At 55.2% G+C, this 17759-nt stretch carries 17 protein-coding genes and 1 pseudogene; 2 read left to right on the forward strand and 16 right to left on the reverse strand.

What is annotated here, in order from left to right; translation table 11 throughout:
* Window positions 1-70: 70 nt before the first annotated feature.
* From H7B67_RS20435 to H7B67_RS20470, 8 genes are read right to left on the reverse strand one after another with little or no spacing between them, the layout of a single operon-like run.
* The gene (locus H7B67_RS20435; protein ID WP_185121721.1) at window positions 71-931 is read right to left on the reverse strand and encodes a fumarylacetoacetate hydrolase family protein; all 861 of its coding nucleotides are present in this window, start codon (window positions 929-931) and stop codon (window positions 71-73) included.
* Window positions 928-2145: an amidase gene (locus tag H7B67_RS20440; RefSeq protein WP_185121722.1), complete on the reverse strand. Its 1218-nt coding sequence runs from the start codon at window positions 2143-2145 to the stop codon at window positions 928-930. The genes H7B67_RS20435 and H7B67_RS20440 overlap by 4 nt, the downstream gene beginning before the upstream one ends.
* Window positions 2138-3169 (reverse strand): amidohydrolase family protein, encoded by a 1032-nt coding sequence (locus H7B67_RS20445; protein WP_185121723.1) that lies wholly within the window; start codon window positions 3167-3169, stop codon window positions 2138-2140. Before H7B67_RS20445 ends, H7B67_RS20440 begins: the two co-directional genes overlap by 8 nt.
* 46 nt (window positions 3170-3215) lie before the next feature.
* Window positions 3216-4256, reverse strand: coding sequence for a ring-opening amidohydrolase (locus tag H7B67_RS20450; RefSeq protein WP_185121724.1), 1041 nt, complete (start codon window positions 4254-4256; stop codon window positions 3216-3218).
* Entirely contained in the window at window positions 4243-4884 is a 642-nt protein-coding gene (locus H7B67_RS20455) for a cysteine hydrolase family protein (protein ID WP_185121725.1), read from the reverse strand. Before H7B67_RS20455 ends, H7B67_RS20450 begins: the two co-directional genes overlap by 14 nt.
* A 4-nt stretch (window positions 4885-4888) precedes the next feature.
* Entirely contained in the window at window positions 4889-5686 is a 798-nt protein-coding gene (locus H7B67_RS20460; protein ID WP_185121726.1) for an ABC transporter ATP-binding protein, read from the reverse strand.
* A 1-nt stretch (window position 5687) separates the two neighbouring features.
* Window positions 5688-6461 carry an ABC transporter permease gene (locus H7B67_RS20465; protein WP_185121727.1) on the reverse strand — a complete coding sequence of 258 codons (774 nt, stop codon included), beginning with the start codon at window positions 6459-6461 and terminating at the stop codon, window positions 5688-5690.
* Window positions 6462-6497: 36 nt separating this feature from the next.
* Window positions 6498-7571 (reverse strand): ABC transporter substrate-binding protein, encoded by a 1074-nt coding sequence (locus H7B67_RS20470; protein WP_342592640.1) that lies wholly within the window; start codon window positions 7569-7571, stop codon window positions 6498-6500.
* 208 nt (window positions 7572-7779) lie between these two features.
* Between H7B67_RS20470 and H7B67_RS31505 the strand changes: the two are divergent.
* Window positions 7780-8118 (forward strand): annotated as a pseudogene (locus H7B67_RS31505) (PucR family transcriptional regulator ligand-binding domain-containing protein); the annotation flags it as partial.
* Between the two features lie 201 nt (window positions 8119-8319).
* Complete coding sequence (locus tag H7B67_RS20475; protein WP_245364113.1) at window positions 8320-9408, forward strand: PucR family transcriptional regulator; 1089 nt, start codon at window positions 8320-8322, stop codon at window positions 9406-9408.
* Window positions 9409-9532: 124 nt separating this feature from the next.
* On the opposite strand, the gene H7B67_RS20480 is transcribed toward H7B67_RS20475, so the two are convergent.
* The 8 genes from H7B67_RS20480 to H7B67_RS20515 all read right to left on the reverse strand — a co-directional run bounded on the left by H7B67_RS20480 (window position 9533) and on the right by H7B67_RS20515 (window position 17751).
* A complete protein-coding gene (locus tag H7B67_RS20480) occupies window positions 9533-11134 on the reverse strand; it encodes an alkaline phosphatase family protein (protein ID WP_185121730.1) in 1602 nt (533 codons plus the stop codon).
* A 139-nt stretch (window positions 11135-11273) separates the two neighbouring features.
* Entirely contained in the window at window positions 11274-12464 is a 1191-nt protein-coding gene (gene tuf / locus H7B67_RS20485) for an elongation factor Tu (RefSeq protein ID WP_185121731.1), read from the reverse strand.
* 94 nt (window positions 12465-12558) lie between these two features.
* Window positions 12559-14634: an elongation factor G gene (gene fusA / locus H7B67_RS20490; RefSeq protein ID WP_185121732.1), complete on the reverse strand. Its 2076-nt coding sequence runs from the start codon at window positions 14632-14634 to the stop codon at window positions 12559-12561.
* Window positions 14635-14670: 36 nt separating this feature from the next.
* Entirely contained in the window at window positions 14671-15141 is a 471-nt protein-coding gene (rpsG, locus tag H7B67_RS20495; protein WP_126961551.1) for a 30S ribosomal protein S7, read from the reverse strand.
* 64 nt (window positions 15142-15205) lie between these two features.
* Window positions 15206-15625 (reverse strand): 30S ribosomal protein S12, encoded by a 420-nt coding sequence (rpsL, locus tag H7B67_RS20500; protein ID WP_136370199.1) that lies wholly within the window; start codon window positions 15623-15625, stop codon window positions 15206-15208.
* Window positions 15626-15794: 169 nt separating this feature from the next.
* Window positions 15795-16046 (reverse strand): ribosomal L7Ae/L30e/S12e/Gadd45 family protein, encoded by a 252-nt coding sequence (locus H7B67_RS20505; protein WP_185121733.1) that lies wholly within the window; start codon window positions 16044-16046, stop codon window positions 15795-15797.
* A 143-nt stretch (window positions 16047-16189) separates the two neighbouring features.
* Window positions 16190-16894 carry a hypothetical protein gene (locus H7B67_RS20510; RefSeq protein WP_185121734.1) on the reverse strand — a complete coding sequence of 235 codons (705 nt, stop codon included), beginning with the start codon at window positions 16892-16894 and terminating at the stop codon, window positions 16190-16192.
* Window positions 16891-17751: an ABC transporter ATP-binding protein gene (locus tag H7B67_RS20515; protein WP_185121735.1), complete on the reverse strand. Its 861-nt coding sequence runs from the start codon at window positions 17749-17751 to the stop codon at window positions 16891-16893. Before H7B67_RS20515 ends, H7B67_RS20510 begins: the two co-directional genes overlap by 4 nt.
* Window positions 17752-17759 lie beyond the last annotated feature (8 nt).

Here is a 17759-nt window from a genome sequence, read left to right on the forward strand (position 1 = left end):
GAAAAACCCGCGAACGGCCGTCGATCCCCTGATCGCCAGTCGTTCGCGGGCTCTTTTTTTACTCATAGCATTAAATGACACGCTGACTCAACGGAAGGAATCCTTCGATTCTGCAGTCCGCCCGATCTCCCGATCGGATGACGACAGCCCCCGGCGTTCCGGTCATCAGGATATCCCCCGGAAGAAGCGTCATAAAGCGCGAGTGGAAGGCAACGGCATACCACGGCCTATACCTCATGTTAACCACGCGGTTTCGATGCACCGTAACCCCATTGAGCACTGTCGACACCTCTAATTCAAGAATGTCAGGTATCTCGTCCGGAGAGACCAGCTCCGGCCCGAAACCGAAGAAGGTGTCATAGCTCTTCGCCCGGGTTAGAAATCTCGGGTTTCTCGAATGGATATCCGCAGCCGTCACGTCCAATACGGCCGCGAAGCCGGCTACGCAGCTGGGCGCCTCCGCCTCGCCGACATTGCGGCATTTGCGGCCTATCACGATAGCGAGCTCGGCCTCGGCGGTAATCGTCCCCGCCTCCTCCGGCAACTTGATCGCTTCCTGCATGCCGCAAAGCGCCGTCGTCGGCTTCATGAAGCCGACAGGCTCCTCGTCGGGACTTAAAGAATTCGCCAACGGAGGCTTATCCCCGTAATTCATTCCAATCCCCCAGATCTTGCTTGGATTCCTATACAAGGGAGCGTATTCCGCTGCGTCTTCGGGCAACGCCGTCAACCCTTCGACAAAGCTTCTCCCCCCGCCTTCTTCATACCAATCCCTCAAGTCATCGTATCGTCCCTCCGACAATATCGTCGCCAGATGATCCGGCCAATCCCCGCCCCCATGCATACGGATATCCCTCAAGGTTACATATCCCCCGGCGGTTCGAATCGCCGAGACCTCTTCGCCCGACTTCGCCAGCGTTACTATTCTCATGTCGCACTCTCCGTTCTGGAATGGGCGACCAATTCGACCGCCCGGCTCTCGACCAATTGACGAACCCAAGCGAGCAGCTTCCGATCCTGCCCTCTTCCGGCGATCGCGGATATTCCAATCGGAGCTTCATGATGCGAATCAAGCGGAATTTGAATCTGAGGCAATCCGGTCAAGCCTGCGATACAAGTGAGCTGAAGCACGCCCGACCGCCAGCCTTCCAATCGTTCCGCCGGCAGTTGAAGCGCAGGTGCCGAACCGGGAGCCGTCGGAATCAGAAGCAAGCCGTCGTCTCCGAGAATAGATTCCACTTTCTCTCGAATAACCTGCCGGCGCCGTTTCGCATCTTCAATGTCCTTCGCGCTCTGAATCTTGGCTCCCTCGAAGCGCCCCGCTATGTCCGGAGCGAAGTTCGGCTTCGTTTCTTCTATCCATCGCCCATGCCTTCTCCAGATTTCATGCCCCTGCAGCTCCCGGAACGTGCTCGACCACTCGCTCAACCCTTCCGGAGCAAGCTCGATCCATTCGCATTCCATCCCCAACTCGGCAAGCCCCGCAAGCCATCCTTCGGGAAGTCCTTCGAACCGCGGATTGGCGAGCGCCCAAGCCTCCTTGACGAATCGGATTCGACGCAGGCCCCCGGCCTCCTCCTGAAGCCCGCCTCCGAGAAGCGCCGCGCCGGCCTTTTCCAGAACCGACGGTTCAGCTGCCAGAACGCCCACCGTATCGAAGGATTCGGCCAACGGGATGACTCCTTCGACGGAGATCGCCCCATGAGAGGGTCGGAACCCATAAATCCCGCAATAAGAAGCCGGAATCCTCACCGACCCCCCAGTATCCGTACCGAGCGCGAAGTCAGCCGATCCGGAAGCTACCGCTACGGCCGAACCGCTGGACGAGCCTCCGGGAATGCAGCCTCTTGCCCTAGGATTAATGGGAGTCCCATAGTGAGCGTTCTCCCCATTCAAGCTGAACATAAGCTTATCCGTATGGGTAACCCCCTCCATCTTCGCCCCTTCGGCCAGCAAGGCCAATATGGAAGGCGCCGTCCGGCCGGCAGGCGGATGAGTCCGCAGCCAATCCGGATTCCCCGCGCTCGAGACATGCCCTTCGATATCGAATACATCCTTAACCGCAAAGGTCAGTCCGGTTAAACTACCCCTTCCGGTTGAAGCAAGCTTCAAGCTTCTGATCATATAGGCGCCGAATTCATTCATAGCCAAGCGCTCCTTCTCGCAATGGGGTAAACGCCCGAGGAGCCTTCGCATGAGCGATTAACTCTCGCGCAGTCCCGTTGTCGTATCGATAGCGAATCTCAAGTTTATCCGTTTTCGCCGCCGATTCGGCATGGGCCGGTTCCTGAAGCAGAAGGCCCACGAGGTATTCCGATTCTTCCGGCTCGTAGAACCGTTGAACGTAGGCTAGCAACTGGGCGTAATGCAGCATATTGCCGCTTCCGTACGGATTAAAGAAATCTCCGATGTTATCGCTTCCGAGACCGACCCTCACCCCCGCCTTCCTCAGCTTCTTCACCGGAGCCAACGCTCGGGTAGCAATCGCGGTCGGACATACCGTAACATGAAGCCCGCTTCTAGAGACGAGTTCGATTGCTTCTTCGGCCTCCTTCTCGGTTACGTTGGCAAGGGAATTGCAATGTATCGCATAGCATCTGCCTCCCCAGCCCCGCTTCTCCGCCGCCGTTGCCAAATAAGGGAGCAGAAAATGCTCGGGTCGGCCGCTCTCGTCGGTATGGAACTCCGCCCATTCCGCTCCGCCCGCTTCCGCAATCGAGAGAACGCGGTCGATATGCGCCTCCCCATCGCCATCGGCAAGAGTGTGGCCTCCGACCCCCATTTTCCCCATTCGAAGCGCCTCCAGAAGCAACGCCTCGCTCTGCGGGAACCGATCGAACCCTTCCTGAGCGAACGCCGTCAGATCGATCACGATCCGATCCTCATATCGCTCCTTCAATTCAAGCAGCGCTTCGACACCTTTCAAGCCGACCAAAGGATCTACATCCACATGCGTTCGAACATATCTCGTTCCGTAGGCAAGCATTGTCTGCAAGGCCTTCTCCGCCCTATCGTATATATCTTGCTTCGTAAAGGCCGCCTTCGCTTGTCTCGTCCATTCCGCACGAATCGGAACCGGCTCGTCTTTATAAGGAAGGAACGTATACAACATCCCCTTGTCCAAGTGCGCATGCTCGTTGGAGAACCCGCGCGTCATCCATTCCTTCATTCAATCTGCTCCTCTCCTTGTGCTCCCCTGGGCCCCTGGCCATTATCTAATCTCTTATAACCAGAGCAACCAAGTTCGAGCCCTGCGGACCTTGATGCTCCGAACCGGCCGAACATAAGATCGAAGCGTCGCCGACGAAGCTGCCGACTACGGCGTTCGCCACCGCCTTGGCCACGATTCCCGCATGCATGCTAAGCGCATCCGAGTGGATCGTATGCCGTTGTCCTCGTATATGAGGCAAAGCATCGCAACCAGCATTGACGAACGCTTGAACGATACGAGCCTGATCGACGTTCGCAAGAACGGGAGAGGCCTCCATTCCGACGGATCGGAATGTACGGATCAGGCCTTCCAGGTCGAACGCATCCTTCATGACGCCGGAACCGATCCTCAGCGGGCTGGGAGAGCCTTTGGAATTCCCCATGACGATAACTCGCACCGCCGTCTGCTCCCCCCCGGCCGAAACCGACGTTTTCTCCGAATACAAGGAGTGATCTTCATTGATGCTTCGCTCGACCACACTCTCTCTGTCGATCTCGCCAAGCGCAACCGCGGAGCCCAGCGCCGAAGACGCCTTCGACCGCGCTCCTCCGATGCCCCAAGGACATTTGATCTCGACGCAATGAACGTCGTCCGCCGAAGTCAGGCCCGCATCCAGCATCGCACGCTTCACCGTCACCGCCGTGAGATCCACCTGAACCGTCGTGCCGATCTCCTCCGGCGCAAGCTTGCGGCTAGAAGCCACTCCGAACACGAACTTTTTCTCATCCGAATCCTTAACATCCGTTTCTTCGCATGCCCGCTTCAGGAATAACGTATAGTGAGGACTCATCAACCCTCCGGTTTTGCCGATCATCATCATGGGAATGCGGTCGAACACCTCTTCCGCCGTCCATCCGAGGTAAGGGGACAGCAGCGTCTGAAAGGCCAGCGTCGCGTAGCCTCGAGCATAACCGTCGCCTTCCGTCTGGGCGATAATCCCCTTGATTTCCTCCGCGCGGATTTTCCCATCCGCCAGCAGCTCCGCCAAGCGGCTTACGTCGCCCGGGTGTTCCATCGTAAGCTTCAACAGGTCACAGTACTCCATTCTTAGCTGTCTCCTTCCAGCACTTCCGCACATCTTCCGATTGAGCCACGATGCCGAAGTGCCTGTGTATATTCGTTAAACTAGGTTCAAAAGCGTCTTCGAATTGGCAAGCCGTCGCATCTCTAACCACCACGACATGGAAGCCTAGCAGATGCGCTTCGCGTGCCGTCGATTCCACGCAAGTATTCGTGTTTAGACCGACTAGAACCAAGGTTCGTATCCCTTGAGTTTGAAGCCGTTCTTGGAGATCCGTCCCCGTAAACGCGCTATAACGATGCTTCCAGAACACCTGATCCTCTTGCTCCGGTTCTACCCCTTCGTAGAATCGTTGCCCCCATGTGCCCGTTCGGCAAGTGTTCGGATGTCCCCGTCCGCGTCGTCTCATTGTCCAGGCATCGTCGCCATCGTTCTCTTCGTTATGGGACATCCCTATGAGCCAAATCGGAATGGAAGCCTCCCTGGCGGCCCCCCTCAGCATCCTAACGGTCGGAACAAGCCTCTGATAATGTTTCACCCGATTGCCCGCTAACGCGACGGCTCCTCGATCATGAACGAAATCGTTCTGCATATCGACAACCAGGAGCGCAGCCCCTTCCTCCAGCACGCTTTCAAGCGTATAACCGTTCATCGCCTTAAACCTCCTTCAAGACGCCCTCTGCCTTGAATACATCCCGAATCTCCTGCACATGCTTCTGAAAAGCAGGATTCGCGCGAGTATCGATGGTCCGAGGACGCTCCAATTGGATCGGAATATCGCGAACGACGGCTCCGGGCCTCGGGGACATGACCACAACGCGGTCGGAGAGGAACACGGCCTCTTCGATACTATGGGTGATGAACAGAACCGTAAATTTGTATTTATCGAAAATCTTGAGCAAATCGTACATCATCTGCTCCCGAGTGAGCGCATCCAGCGCCCCGAACGGTTCATCCATCATGAGCAACGTCGGATTCTGAATGAGCGCCCGGCAAATAGATACGCGCTGCCTCATTCCGCCTGACAGTTCAAAGGGATACTTGTCGGCGAAAGCGGCAAGCCCCACCATCTCCAGCAATTCCATCGCCAGCTCCCGGTTCGTTCGTTTGCTTCTGCGGTCGAACCAAGTAATATGATGAAGCTCGAACGGAAGCAAGACGTTGTCCAAGACCGATCTCCATTCCAAGAGCACGTCTTTCTGGAACACGATCGCATTGCCCTCTTGAGGTTTCCGGCTCGATTGCCCCGCTAGTCTGATCTCCCCGCCCGAGGTCGGCTCCAGGCCGGCGATCATGTTCATCAACGTGCTCTTGCCGCATCCGCTCGGCCCTACTATCGACACGAAGGAAGACTCCTCTATCGCAAGCCGAATGGGTCGAAGCGCTTGTACCGGCCCGCTTCTCGCCTTGAACGTTTTCTCCGCGTCCAGCAATTCTATTCTTTTGCCCAACATGTCAGTCCGCCTCCTTGCGAGTCGCGTGATACCAAGGCATGCTCAGCCGCTCGATCCATCCCACCAGGTTAAACAAACCGATTCCGATAATGCCAAGCGTGAAGATAACGGCGAACTCCATCGTAACGTCAAGCTGGGAATTCGCCATCAGCTGCAAGTAACCCAAACCCTTCTCGGATGCGACGAATTCGGCAACGATCGCCCCTACGATAGCGAGCGTAATCCCAACCTTCAGCCCTCCGAAGATGCTCGGCAACGCCTTTGGAAGCCGGAAGTAGAGGAACGTCTGCGCCGAGCTGGCGCGGAGCGACTTGGCGAGATTGAGCATTTCCTTCTCCATCGATCGCAAGCCGACCGTCGTATTGATCACGATCGGGAAGAATGAGATCAGGAAAGCAATGAGAACCTTGGTCAGCAGCCCAAAGCCGAACCAGATGATAAGCAGCGGCGCCAACGACACCATCGGCACGCAGTGAATACCGACGATAATCGGGAAGAACGATTGCGAGATGTAGCGGGAATACACCAGGAGAATCGCAAGCGGAATGCCGATGACTACAGCCATGGCGAACCCAAGAAATACCTCCCACAAAGTAATGAGGCTATGACGGTATAATGAATCCGCATCTTCGATCATCCTCAGCAAGATGTCCGAAGGAGGAGGCAGAATGTATTCGGGTATCGAACCCGCCCAACAGATGATTTGCCACAACGCCATCAACCCGATAATCGTCAGGGCTACGCTTAATGCCCTCATGGATCTGCCCAAGCGCATATCGTTCCCCTCCTCTCTTGTAGTCCTTCTCGTCTTTTATTGGAAAAACCCGTTCGTGTAATAGTCCGAAGGATTCGGCGCTTCCTTCAGCATGCCGCTGTTCGCGAGAACTTCGGCTGTCTTCTTCAGATTATCCTCATCCAACCATCCGATCGGCTTATCTCCGAAGATGGCCAACTCCGCCGTCCTCTTGATTTGTTCGGCCGTCAGCTTCTCGTCTACCGTATCGGGGAAGATTCCCTTAGCGATCCGAGCGGCTTCTTCCGGGTGGTCGAACGTATACCGGAAGCCTTCCGCCAGCGCCGCAAGCAGCCGCTTCGTCGCGTTCGGGTTGTCCTGCAGGAATTTATCGCTCGCCACCAGCGTCAGACCGGCGATGTCGAAGCCGAAATCGGCCATATACAACGGAGTCAGCTTCTGCCCAAGCTTCTCTTCGAACATCGGATACTCATTCGTCGAGAAGACCGCGACTCCGTCTACTTCTTTATTGAGGAAGAGCGTGTTCCGCGCTCCCGTCTCCACTTTAACCAGCTTGACCTTGCTTGCATCGACGCCGTTAACGGAGAGGAATTGATCGTAGACGTTCGTGAACGTCGAGGAGATGGACGTCGCCAGCGTCTTGCCTTCCAGATCCTTCGGGGTATTAATAGGGTTGTCGGAGAAGGATAGAATCTGAATCGGAGAGCGGGACATATAAGAAGCGATGATCTTCACTCCCATGCCCTTTTCGACTCCTTGCAACGGCTCAACGGTCGACGTAACGCCGATATCGTCTTTGTTCTGGGAAACTACCTGCAGAGTCTGCACAGAACTGGTTCCTTCGAGCACATCGACATCCAATCCGTATTTCTCGAATATGCCCTTGGACTTCGTCACGAAAAACGGAGCGAACTCGCCTTTGAATTTCCAATTCAAGCGAAGCGTCAACTTGCTCTTCTCGGGCGGAGGCAGCTCTCCGGTCGATGCCGTTGCCGATTCGGACGACGGCGAGGCGCTAGGTGCTTGCGACGTTTCCGAACGAGATGTTTCCTTTGTCTCTCCATTGCCGCATCCGACGAAGACCAAGACCAACGACAGTAGCACGACAAGCGAGCAGAATGCTTTTCTCACGCTAAATCCCCCTTGATTCATTTGGTTAACTCCTGATTTAATGTTATATTTTTTATCATTGATATACCATATACAGAGTGCACACTCCTTATTTGAGTCGATTATGCAATTTAAACAAGGATAATTTGCAAATTTGTGTTATATTATTTAACACATAATAATCATTTTGAAAGTTGGGAATGAGATGGCTGCAACCATGTATAGTGTCATGCAATTGCCGATCCTTAGTTCTACCCGACTTGCCGGCGGTTCCTTAGGCATGGATCGAGAGCTCGCCAGCGCGAACATTACCGATTCTCCAGATATCGCGAATTGGGTTCGCCCGAACCAGCTATTGCTTACGACAGCCTATCATTTCAAGGACAATCCGGAGGGGCTGATCCCCCTGCTTTATCAATTAAACGATCATCATTGCGCCGGGCTCGCCATCAAAACGAAGCGGTATGTCGAAACCCTTCCGCCGGGCTTGATCGAAGCGGCCGATACTCTTCGATTTCCGCTTATCGAATTGCCCAACAACATGCTTCTCGGCGACGTTCTAAATCAAATATTGGAGCATGTTTTAAATGATCGGCAATTCGAGCTTCAACGTACCTTCGACGTTCACCGCCGCTTCTCGGACCTCTTTTTGCGAGGGGCTAGCATGTCGGACATCTCCCAGACGTTGGCTTCCCTCGTGAAACGACCCGTGCTCATCTTGAACGCTCAGCGGAGGTCTGCCGGCTGCTCCGATTCTCTGAGAAGAAGAATGGAAACGACGGAGCTGGCCGGCCAAGTGCGAAGCCTCGTCGACTCTCTGCCGTTCGCGGACTCCGGCCCTGCTTCAGCTCCTCTGAATGACGAAGAGACCCTTATCGTCTATCCTGTAGACGTTGCGGGTCTTCGAAAAGGGTATATCTGCGTACTGAATCCTGCCTCTTGGGTCGCTAAAGATCTCAATATGATGCCTTTGGAACAAGCTTCCTACATTGTCGCTTGCGAACACATGCGGCAGGAGGCCTTAAAGGAAGGCGAGAAACGATTGCGAAGGCAATTCTTTGCCGACTGGCTTGACGGAAGGCTCAGTCAAGCGGAAGCTCTCCGCCGCTGCGAGGCGTATGGCATCGTGTCGGAATGCCCGTATCTTCTCGCCGTCGGCACCTCGGATCCCTCTCGTGAAGTCAAACTCTCCGCTTCGGATTCCGAGCTCACCCAACAAAGCGAACTGTGGCTCGATCAGTTCGCAAAGCTTACGGAAGGACTCGCGCCACCGATTGTCGCGGAGTGGAACTCTAAATATATTGTGCTTTTAATACAGCTTCCGGCTGCGGAAGCATTGCCCTTCGACGAATCCGAATACGTTAATCTTCTTAGAACGCTTCAACAACAATTAAAGGATTATTTCCCTGAACAACGTTTTTCCTTCGGATTAAGCAATAGGGTCCTCCAGTTTAGTAAATTCCCCAATGCCTACCAAGAAGCCAGGCAGGCGTTGGAGAGCGGTTATTCGTTCCACAAGAGCAATTTCGTCCAGACCTACCGGACCCAACAGGTGGCGGAACTGCTTGGCTCCATTCCGGAGAAAAAATTGATGGACTTTTATCACTCTTCCCTGCTTGCCTATATTCAGCCCGATCTACCGGAACACCTAGAGCTGTTAAAAACGCTAGACGTCTATTTGAACTGCGAGTGCTCCATAGCGGAAACGGCCAAGTTGATGTATTTGCATCGAAACACCGTTCAGAATCGAATCCATCGCTGCGAATCCTTGCTGCAATTCTCCACACGGGATCCAATCGATGCCCTTCGAATGAGAATCGCCCTTCTCATTTACCGAGATAAGCTCGGAGGAACTTAATGCAACGCATAAAAAAGACCGCCCGGACGAGTACGGAACAGCACCGTTTGATCCTCGGCTTCAACACAGAACCCGCGTCTAGGAGATCGCTTGATCTTCGTTGACGCGGGTTCTTTTTACAGGGTTATTTCCCATCCGTTAACAAGCTAACGATAAACGGCTTCAAATCGACGATTCGTAAATACCGCGGCTTACGGTCGGTCCCATACAGAATCAGAGGCACGAGAGACTCCTGACGCCCCAGCGATCCGTGCCCGCCCCCGCCCTCGTGCGTCGGCGAGCTTCGGTCCGCGAGCTCGTACCCCGGCTTAGCCGTCAAGATCAAGAAGTCGCCCTCATGCGAGTTCAAGGCTCCGCACAGTCGCATCAAGGCATCCGGGTATCGGCCGTATTCCAGCTTCCTCCCCTTCTCATCCGTCGCAAGATCGAGCACCGACAATTCCCCTTGCGTCGTCCACTTCTGCTCATAGCGATCGCGCATCTCTCCGCCCGGCTTATACGCCAACTCCCGATTGGTTTGATCCCGGAGGACCCGAATCCATTCTCCTTCTTTCCATGCAACGAAATCGACCCGCGAATCGGCCGTCAGTTTATGCGCGATGCTCTCTAGCTTCTCGTTCGGATTCAACTTGTAGAGATAAGCCATCGTTTCGTTCACCGCGAGTACGATATCCGTCTCTTCGGTTACCTCTTCGCCTGGTTTCAGAATCCGATAATCCTTCAGCAATTCGGGCAGCCGAACGACCGAATTCCGATCCGCAGGCAGCAGATCTGTCATTCCGCTGTCCCCTATGATCATCAGGACAACCTCATCCGAGCCTTTATTTCGAGAACCGAGTCGGGTCAGAACGGAATCCAACTGCTCGTCGACTTTCTTGATCCCGTCAAGATCGTTCGTTCCTTTCTTATGAATCTTCTGATCCAGATCGGGAAGATAAACCAGCAGAAAGTCCGGAAGCTTGCCGTTCTCGATTAAGTAATTCAGCGCGCTTATCGAATACGCGTTGCTCAAACCGAATCGGTCGGAGATCTCATCCGGCAGGGAAGCGATGCCTTCCAACGGATTCGCCAAAGTGCCCAACGCCAGAAAATCCGGCCCTTTTACCTCGACTTCCTTGGGAAGAGACGCGGTCCCGCGAAGCCATCCGGGTATGTCGAGACGGTGAGAGGTCAACCCCCGATAGAGAAGCCCATTGATCGAGCCGGTCGTCTGCCCCCTCCTCGCCAGATCTTCATATAATGTTGCAAGCTTAGGATTTAGATGGCTGCCGTTTAAGCGCATGATTCCGTTAATCAACGTCGAACGGACTCCCTGCCTGGCGACCTCCATCGGACCGGTTCCGTAATTGACTACCTCCCCATCCTTCCAGGAGTACCAAATAAGACCCGGAACGCGGTGCTCATTCGGATAAGTCCCGGTAATGAGGGCGCTGTCGATGGAGACGGACATGGTCGGAAAAGAGCTGACCATATTCTTATAGTATTGTCCATGCTCAATGAGGTATCGAAAAGCCGGGAGCTCCCGCCGTCGAACGCCTTCGTCGATCTGCTTCGGCATGAGGGAATCGACAACGAGGAGGATAATTTTCTTCGAATGCTTGCCCGCGGTTTCCGATTGAATGCGTACGAGGTCCTGAGCTTCGGGTTCGGCATTCTGCTTCCGGCAACCCATAACGGTTAGAATTAGTAGAACGACGAGAACAAGACGGGCTGCCCATCGGCTCATAAGATCGATTCCTCCTTGTCGGCATGGCAACACTCCTTCATTTTTCCAACGATTCACTGGTCTTATGTATTGGGAGTACAAAAAAAAAGAAGACCGCCCGGACGAATCCGGAACGGTCTTCTATATCGCCAAAAGGCGATTACTTGGTGATCGTTGCAACAGCGCCAGCGCCAACCGTACGGCCGCCTTCGCGGATGGAGAAGCGAGTTCCTTCTTCAACGGCGATCGGAGCGATCAGTTCGACGGTAACGGTAACGTTATCGCCAGGCATAACCATCTCAGTGCCTTCCGGCAGGTTGATGATGCCCGTAACGTCCGTCGTACGGAAGTAGAACTGCGGACGGTAGCCCGTGAAGAAAGGCTTATGACGGCCGCCTTCTTCTTTGGTCAGGACGTAGATGGAAGCCGTGAAGTTCGTGTGCGGCTTAACGGAAGCCGGCTTAGCCAGTACTTGGCCGCGCTCGATTTCCTTACGGTCAACGCCGCGAAGCAGTGCGCCGATGTTGTCGCCGGCTTGAGCGGAGTCAAGCAGCTTGCGGAACATTTCAACGCCCGTAACAACGGACTTCTTGGTTTCTTCGTGCAGACCGATGATTTCGATTTCTTCGCCGACCTTGATCGTACCACGTTCTACGCGGCCCGTAGCAACCGTACCGCGACCCGTGATCGTGAACACGTCCTCGACTGGCATAAGGAAAGGCTTAGCCGTGTCGCGCTCAGGAGTCGGGATGTAGCTGTCGATCGCTTCGAACAGCTCGATGATCTTCTCAGCCCAAGGGCCGTCCGGGTTTTGCAGAGCTTCGCGAGCAGCGCCGCGGATGATCGGAGTGTCGTCGCCCGGGAATTCATACTCGGTCAGAAGGTCGCGAACTTCCATCTCAACCAGTTCAAGCAGCTCTTCGTCTTCAACCATGTCGCACTTGTTCAGGAATACGACGATGTAAGGAACGCCTACTTGGCGGGAGAGCAGGATGTGCTCGCGCGTTTGCGGCATTGGGCCGTCAGCAGCGGATACAACCAGGATAGCTCCGTCCATTTGAGCAGCGCCGGTGATCATGTTTTTAACATAGTCGGCGTGTCCAGGGCAGTCAACGTGTGCATAGTGACGGTTAGGAGTTTCGTACTCAACGTGAGCCGTCGAGATCGTGATCCCGCGCTCGCGCTCTTCCGGAGCCTTGTCGATTTGGTCGAATGCTACGGCAGCACCGCCATAACGCTTGGACAGTACAGTCGTGATAGCAGCCGTCGTCGTCGTTTTGCCATGGTCAACGTGACCGATCGTGCCGATGTTAACGTGCGGTTTCGTACGTTCGAATTTAGCCTTTGCCATTGAAAGTTCTCCTCCTTATAAGTAAAGGAAATGTATTGGGTGGCGGGCAGGGATATGCCGGAGCATTCCCTAGCCCGTCCGATTCCATAAAGGATTAAGCGCCTTTGTTCTTGGAGATGATCTCTTCGGAGATCGATCTCGGCACTTCTTCGTAGTGCGACAGTTCCATGGAGAACACGCCGCGGCCTTGCGTACCGGAACGAAGAACCGTGGAGTAGCCGAACATTTCAGCCAGCGGCACTTTCGCTCTGACGATCAGCGCACCGTGACGGGTATCGCTGCCTTCGATGCGTCCGCGACGGGAGCTGAGCATGCCCATGACATCGCCCATGTACTCTTCGGGAACGGTAACTTCGACTTTCATGATCGGCTCAAGCAGGACAGGAGCGCATTTGTCCTTAGCTGCTTTAAGCGCCATGGAGCCGGCGATCTTAAACGCCATTTCGTTGGAGTCGACGTCGTGGTACGAACCGTCGAAGATGGTGGCTTTGATGTCCACGAGCGGGAAGCCCGCCAGGACGCCGTTCTTCATCGCTTCTTCGATACCAGCTTGTACCGGCGCGATGTATTCGCGCGGTACGGCGCCGCCGACAACCTTGTTCTCGAAGACGAAGCCTTGGCCGGCCTCGAGAGGTTCGAATTCAACCCAGCAATGGCCGTATTGACCGCGACCGCCGGACTGACGTACGAACTTGCCTTCGACCTTCGCGGCTTGACGGAACGTCTCGCGATAAGCAACTTGAGGCTTACCGACGTTCGTCTCTACCTTGAATTCGCGAAGCATGCGGTCGACGAGGATTTCAAGGTGAAGCTCGCCCATGCCCGCGATGATCGTTTGGCCGGTTTCTTCGTCGGTATGCGCGCGGAAGGTCGGATCTTCTTCGGCCAGCTTCTGCAGAGCGATACCCATCTTGTCTTGGTCGGCCTTGGTCTTAGGCTCGACGGCAAGCTGGATAACCGGCTCTGGGAAGTTCATGGACTCGAGGATAACCGGGTTCTTCTCGTCGCACAGCGTGTCGCCCGTCGTCGTGTCCTTAAGGCCGACGGCAGCGGCGATGTCGCCGGAGTAAACTTCGCTGATTTCTTGACGGCTGTTCGCATGCATCTGCAGGATACGGCCGATACGCTCGCGCTTGTTCTTCGTAGCGTTGATGACGTACGAGCCGGAGTTCAGAACGCCGGAGTACACGCGGAAGAACGTCAGCTTACCGACGTAAGGGTCGGTCATGATCTTGAACGCAAGCGCCGAGAACGGTTGATCGTCCGCGGATTTGCGCGTCGTTTCCGTGCCGTCTTCCAGATGTCCCTTGATGTCCGGAACGTCGATAGGAGCAGGCAGGTAGTCGACGACAGCATCCAGCATCGGCTGAACGCCCTTATTGCGGTAGGAAGATCCGCAGACAACCGGGAAGATCTTAACATCCACGACGCCCTTGCGGAGGGCTTTCTTGATTTCGTCCACCGTCAGCTCTTCGCCTTCGAGGTACTTCATCATCAGCTCTTCGTCAAGCTCGGCAACCTTCTCTACCAGTTCCATGCGAAGCTCTTCGACCTTGTCGGCCAGATCCGCAGGAATTTCGGCTTTTACCGGTTCTTTGCCCAGATCGTCTTGGTAGACATAAGCGACTCTCTCAACGAGGTCGATCATGCCCTTGAAGTCGTTCTCGGCGCCGATCGGCAATTGGATGGCGACGGCATTGGCTTGCAGACGGTCGCGCATGTCTTGAACGACACGCAGGAAGTCTGCGCCGATGATGTCCATCTTGTTAACATAAGCGATACGCGGTACTCCGTAGCGGTCGGCTTGACGCCATACCGTCTCGGATTGCGGTTCTACGCCTTCCTTGGCGCTGAATACGCCAACGGCTCCATCCAATACGCGCAGGGAACGTTCAACTTCAACGGTAAAGTCAACGTGTCCCGGAGTGTCGATAATATTGATGCGGTGACCCTTCCACTGAGCGGTCGTTGCGGCAGACGTAATCGTGATGCCGCGTTCTTGTTCTTGTTCCATCCAGTCCATCGTAGCGGCGCCTTCGTGCACTTCGCCGATCTTATGAACGCGTCCGGTGTAGAACAGAATCCGTTCCGTGGTCGTCGTCTTACCCGCGTCAATATGCGCCATGATCCCGATATTGCGCGTATTCTGTAAGGAGAACTCTCTTGCCATTCTTTTGTCTCCTTTCGCTTCCGTGACTCCCCTGGATTACCAGCGGTAGTGGGCGAATGCTTTGTTGGCCTCAGCCATTTTGTGCGTGTCTTCGCGCTTCTTCACGGCTGCGCCGGTGTTGTTGGCGGCATCCATGATTTCAGCGGCAAGACGTTCTTCCATCGTCTTCTCGCCGCGGTTGCGGGAGTAGTTGACGAGCCAACGAAGTCCGAGGGACGTACGGCGCTCCGGCTTAACTTCAATCGGAACTTGGTAGTTTGCACCACCTACGCGACGAGCCTTAACTTCGAGTACCGGCATGATGTTCTTGATTGCCGCTTCGAAGACTTCCATTGGGTCCTTGCCGGAACGCTCTTGAATCAGGTTGAAAGCATTGTACAACAGTTGTTGCGCAACGCCCTTCTTCCCGTCGATCATGATCCGGTTTACGAGACGAGTAACCAGCTTGCTATTGTATACCGGATCCGGGAGAACGTCCCGCTTCGGTACTGGTCCTTTGCGTGGCATCGAGTAATTCCTCCTTTCTCATTCTTCTTGAGCGGAGCCCATTTTAAACCTGGGCGCTCAAATCTTATTTCTTAGCCTTAGCGCGCTTCGTGCCGTACTTGGAACGAGCTTGCTTGCGGTTGTTCACGCCTGCCGTATCGAGAGCGCCGCGAACGATGTGGTAACGGACACCCGGAAGGTCCTTTACGCGACCGCCGCGAATCAGAACGACGCTGTGCTCCTGCAGGTTGTGTCCGATACCCGGGATGTAAGCCGTGACTTCTACGCGGTTCGTCAGACGAACGCGGGCATACTTACGAAGGGCCGAGTTCGGCTTCTTCGGAGTCATCGTGCCTACGCGGGTGCAAACGCCGCGCTTCTGAGGAGCGCTCAGGTCGGTTTCAACGCGCTTGAGAGCGTTGAAGCCCTTCTGCAGAGCAGGGGATTTCGACTTGACGACCTTAGGTTCGCGGCCTTTACGTACGAGCTGGTTGATTGTTGGCATGGTATTGCCACCCCCTTCCCATAATGTTAGAGAACAATAAATAACGGCATCCGGCCCTAGCGGAGCGAAGTCCACAGATCCAGGCGGTTCATTTTGAGAAATGCGAAAGGGTTCGACCGTTTCTCTCCTCGCCATAACGACAATTCCAGAACGGCTAAACCCGCAATTCCTATTCCTCAACGACGACGGCGGCTGCCGTGCCGATCTCAATTCCGCATGTTTTGCCTAAGTTGCGCATCGTATCGACATACACGACCTTAACGGAGTGCTGCTTGCATAACTGCACGATACGAGTCGTTAGGCGCGAATCTGCATCCTGCGCTACATAGACCAAGGAGGCTTTGTGTTGTTCGACCATCTTGATCGTCTGCTTGGTGCCTACCTTAATGGTTCCCGGTTCCAAACGTCCCTCGAATTCCATGGACATTCGACCTCCAGTTGCATAAGTATCAGCACGTCGGGCACACACTAGAACATATTATCATCCGATTTCGCCCATGTCAAGAATTCCGCCGGCCGCGCGAAGTATTAATTTTGTAAACGCGAAGCTGTCCGGAATCGCCTTCAGAACAGCTTGATTCGGTTTACGCGGATGAATGCCAGAAGCAATATTCCCGAATAAAAAGCGGCCAACAGCAGGACGGAAGCCGTCCACGCATGCGATATTTCATCGTAGCGAAAGAGGATTTCCGTTACCCGGCTAACGGGAGGAATCAGCCACAGGACTCCTCGTACTCCCTCCGGAAGCTGCTCGCCGAGCCCTTTGCCGCCGCAGGACACCGCCAGAACGAGCATCAACCCGAAGAACGCGGTCGTTCGGCTGGCCATCATTTTCTCCGAGAACCACAGCGCGCAGGTGATCCCCAGCGAAGCAAGGACGAGGTGCGCCAGCGCGGCCGCGGCGGACTCCCCCAACGAAGGCAACCGGTCGAACTTATCGAATGCGACCGGATAAGCCACCGCCAGAATGCCCAAAGAGGCACCGATCCCGAGCATGACCAGGTACTTCGCGCCATAATAGCGAGCCGCGCTTCCCGAGCGCCCCGCCGTAACGAATCTCTGAGACTCGTGCTCCAGGTCGACGAAGCCGTAGGAGATCCAAGCGGACACAAGGAACAGCAGCATCGCGGACAGGGCATAGCTGTCCATCACCGGATTCGGCACCATCGAATAGACGAACAGGATAAATCCCACGTAAGCGCATACCGGAAAAAGATACCGGTAAGACCGAAGATAATAGGCCAGAAAATAACTCATCAGAGGTCTCACGGAAGGTCTCCCTTCTCTTGAACGCTTATAATGGAAGCGCCTTTCTCGAGAAGCTGACGGAGAAGCCGATCCGATTGCGCCGAATCGACCGTATACCGGGCTCGCCGACCGTTCGCCTCGAACCGTACCACGCCGTCCATTCGTCCCTCCTCGTCCCCGCCTCCCTCCGCCGGAAGCAGACATTCGACGATTTTGTTTTTGTTCGGCAGCCTTGTCCCAGGCATGGACTTTCGATCCGACCGGATCTTCCCGCCGCCCAAGGCGACGATTCGATCGGCTACCTCCGAAACCCAGGCTCTCTCATGGCTGGCCACGATCACCGCCCCGTTCCTCTGCTTCGCCGCGTTCAGCCAATCCGCCAACAGCCTAGCCGCCTCCTCATCGAGCCCGCCGAACGGCTCGTCCAACACCAACAGCTGCGGATCGCGCAGAAACGCCTGAATGAGGTTGATTTTCTGGAGCATCCCTTTGGAGAAGTCCTTCATCTGCAGCTTCCCCGTGCCGGCCATGCCGAACCGTTCCAGGTACCATTCGATTTTCTCCGCGCTCTCCGCAGGCCCGATCGAAGACCCGAGGCGATCCATGTTCGTCATATGGCGCAAATACTCTCTAGGAGTAAATCTCAGCTTCGGAAGCCTATCCGGCGCGTATGCGATCACCGGCTGGCCGTCTAACGTCCTCTCTCCCCCGCTCGGCGCCGTCAGACCGGCAACGACCCGCAGCAGCGTGCTTTTGCCGGAGCCGTTCGCTCCGACGATCGCCGTAATCTCCCCTCGCCGGATGGATAGGGTGATGTCCCGCAGCACGTACTCGTTCGAGTAACGTTTGTGGATATGGTCAAGCTCGACTATCGCCATTTCGCCCC

The organism is Cohnella thailandensis, assembly GCF_014212135.1.
GTDB lineage: Bacteria > Bacillota > Bacilli > Paenibacillales > Paenibacillaceae > Cohnella > Cohnella thailandensis.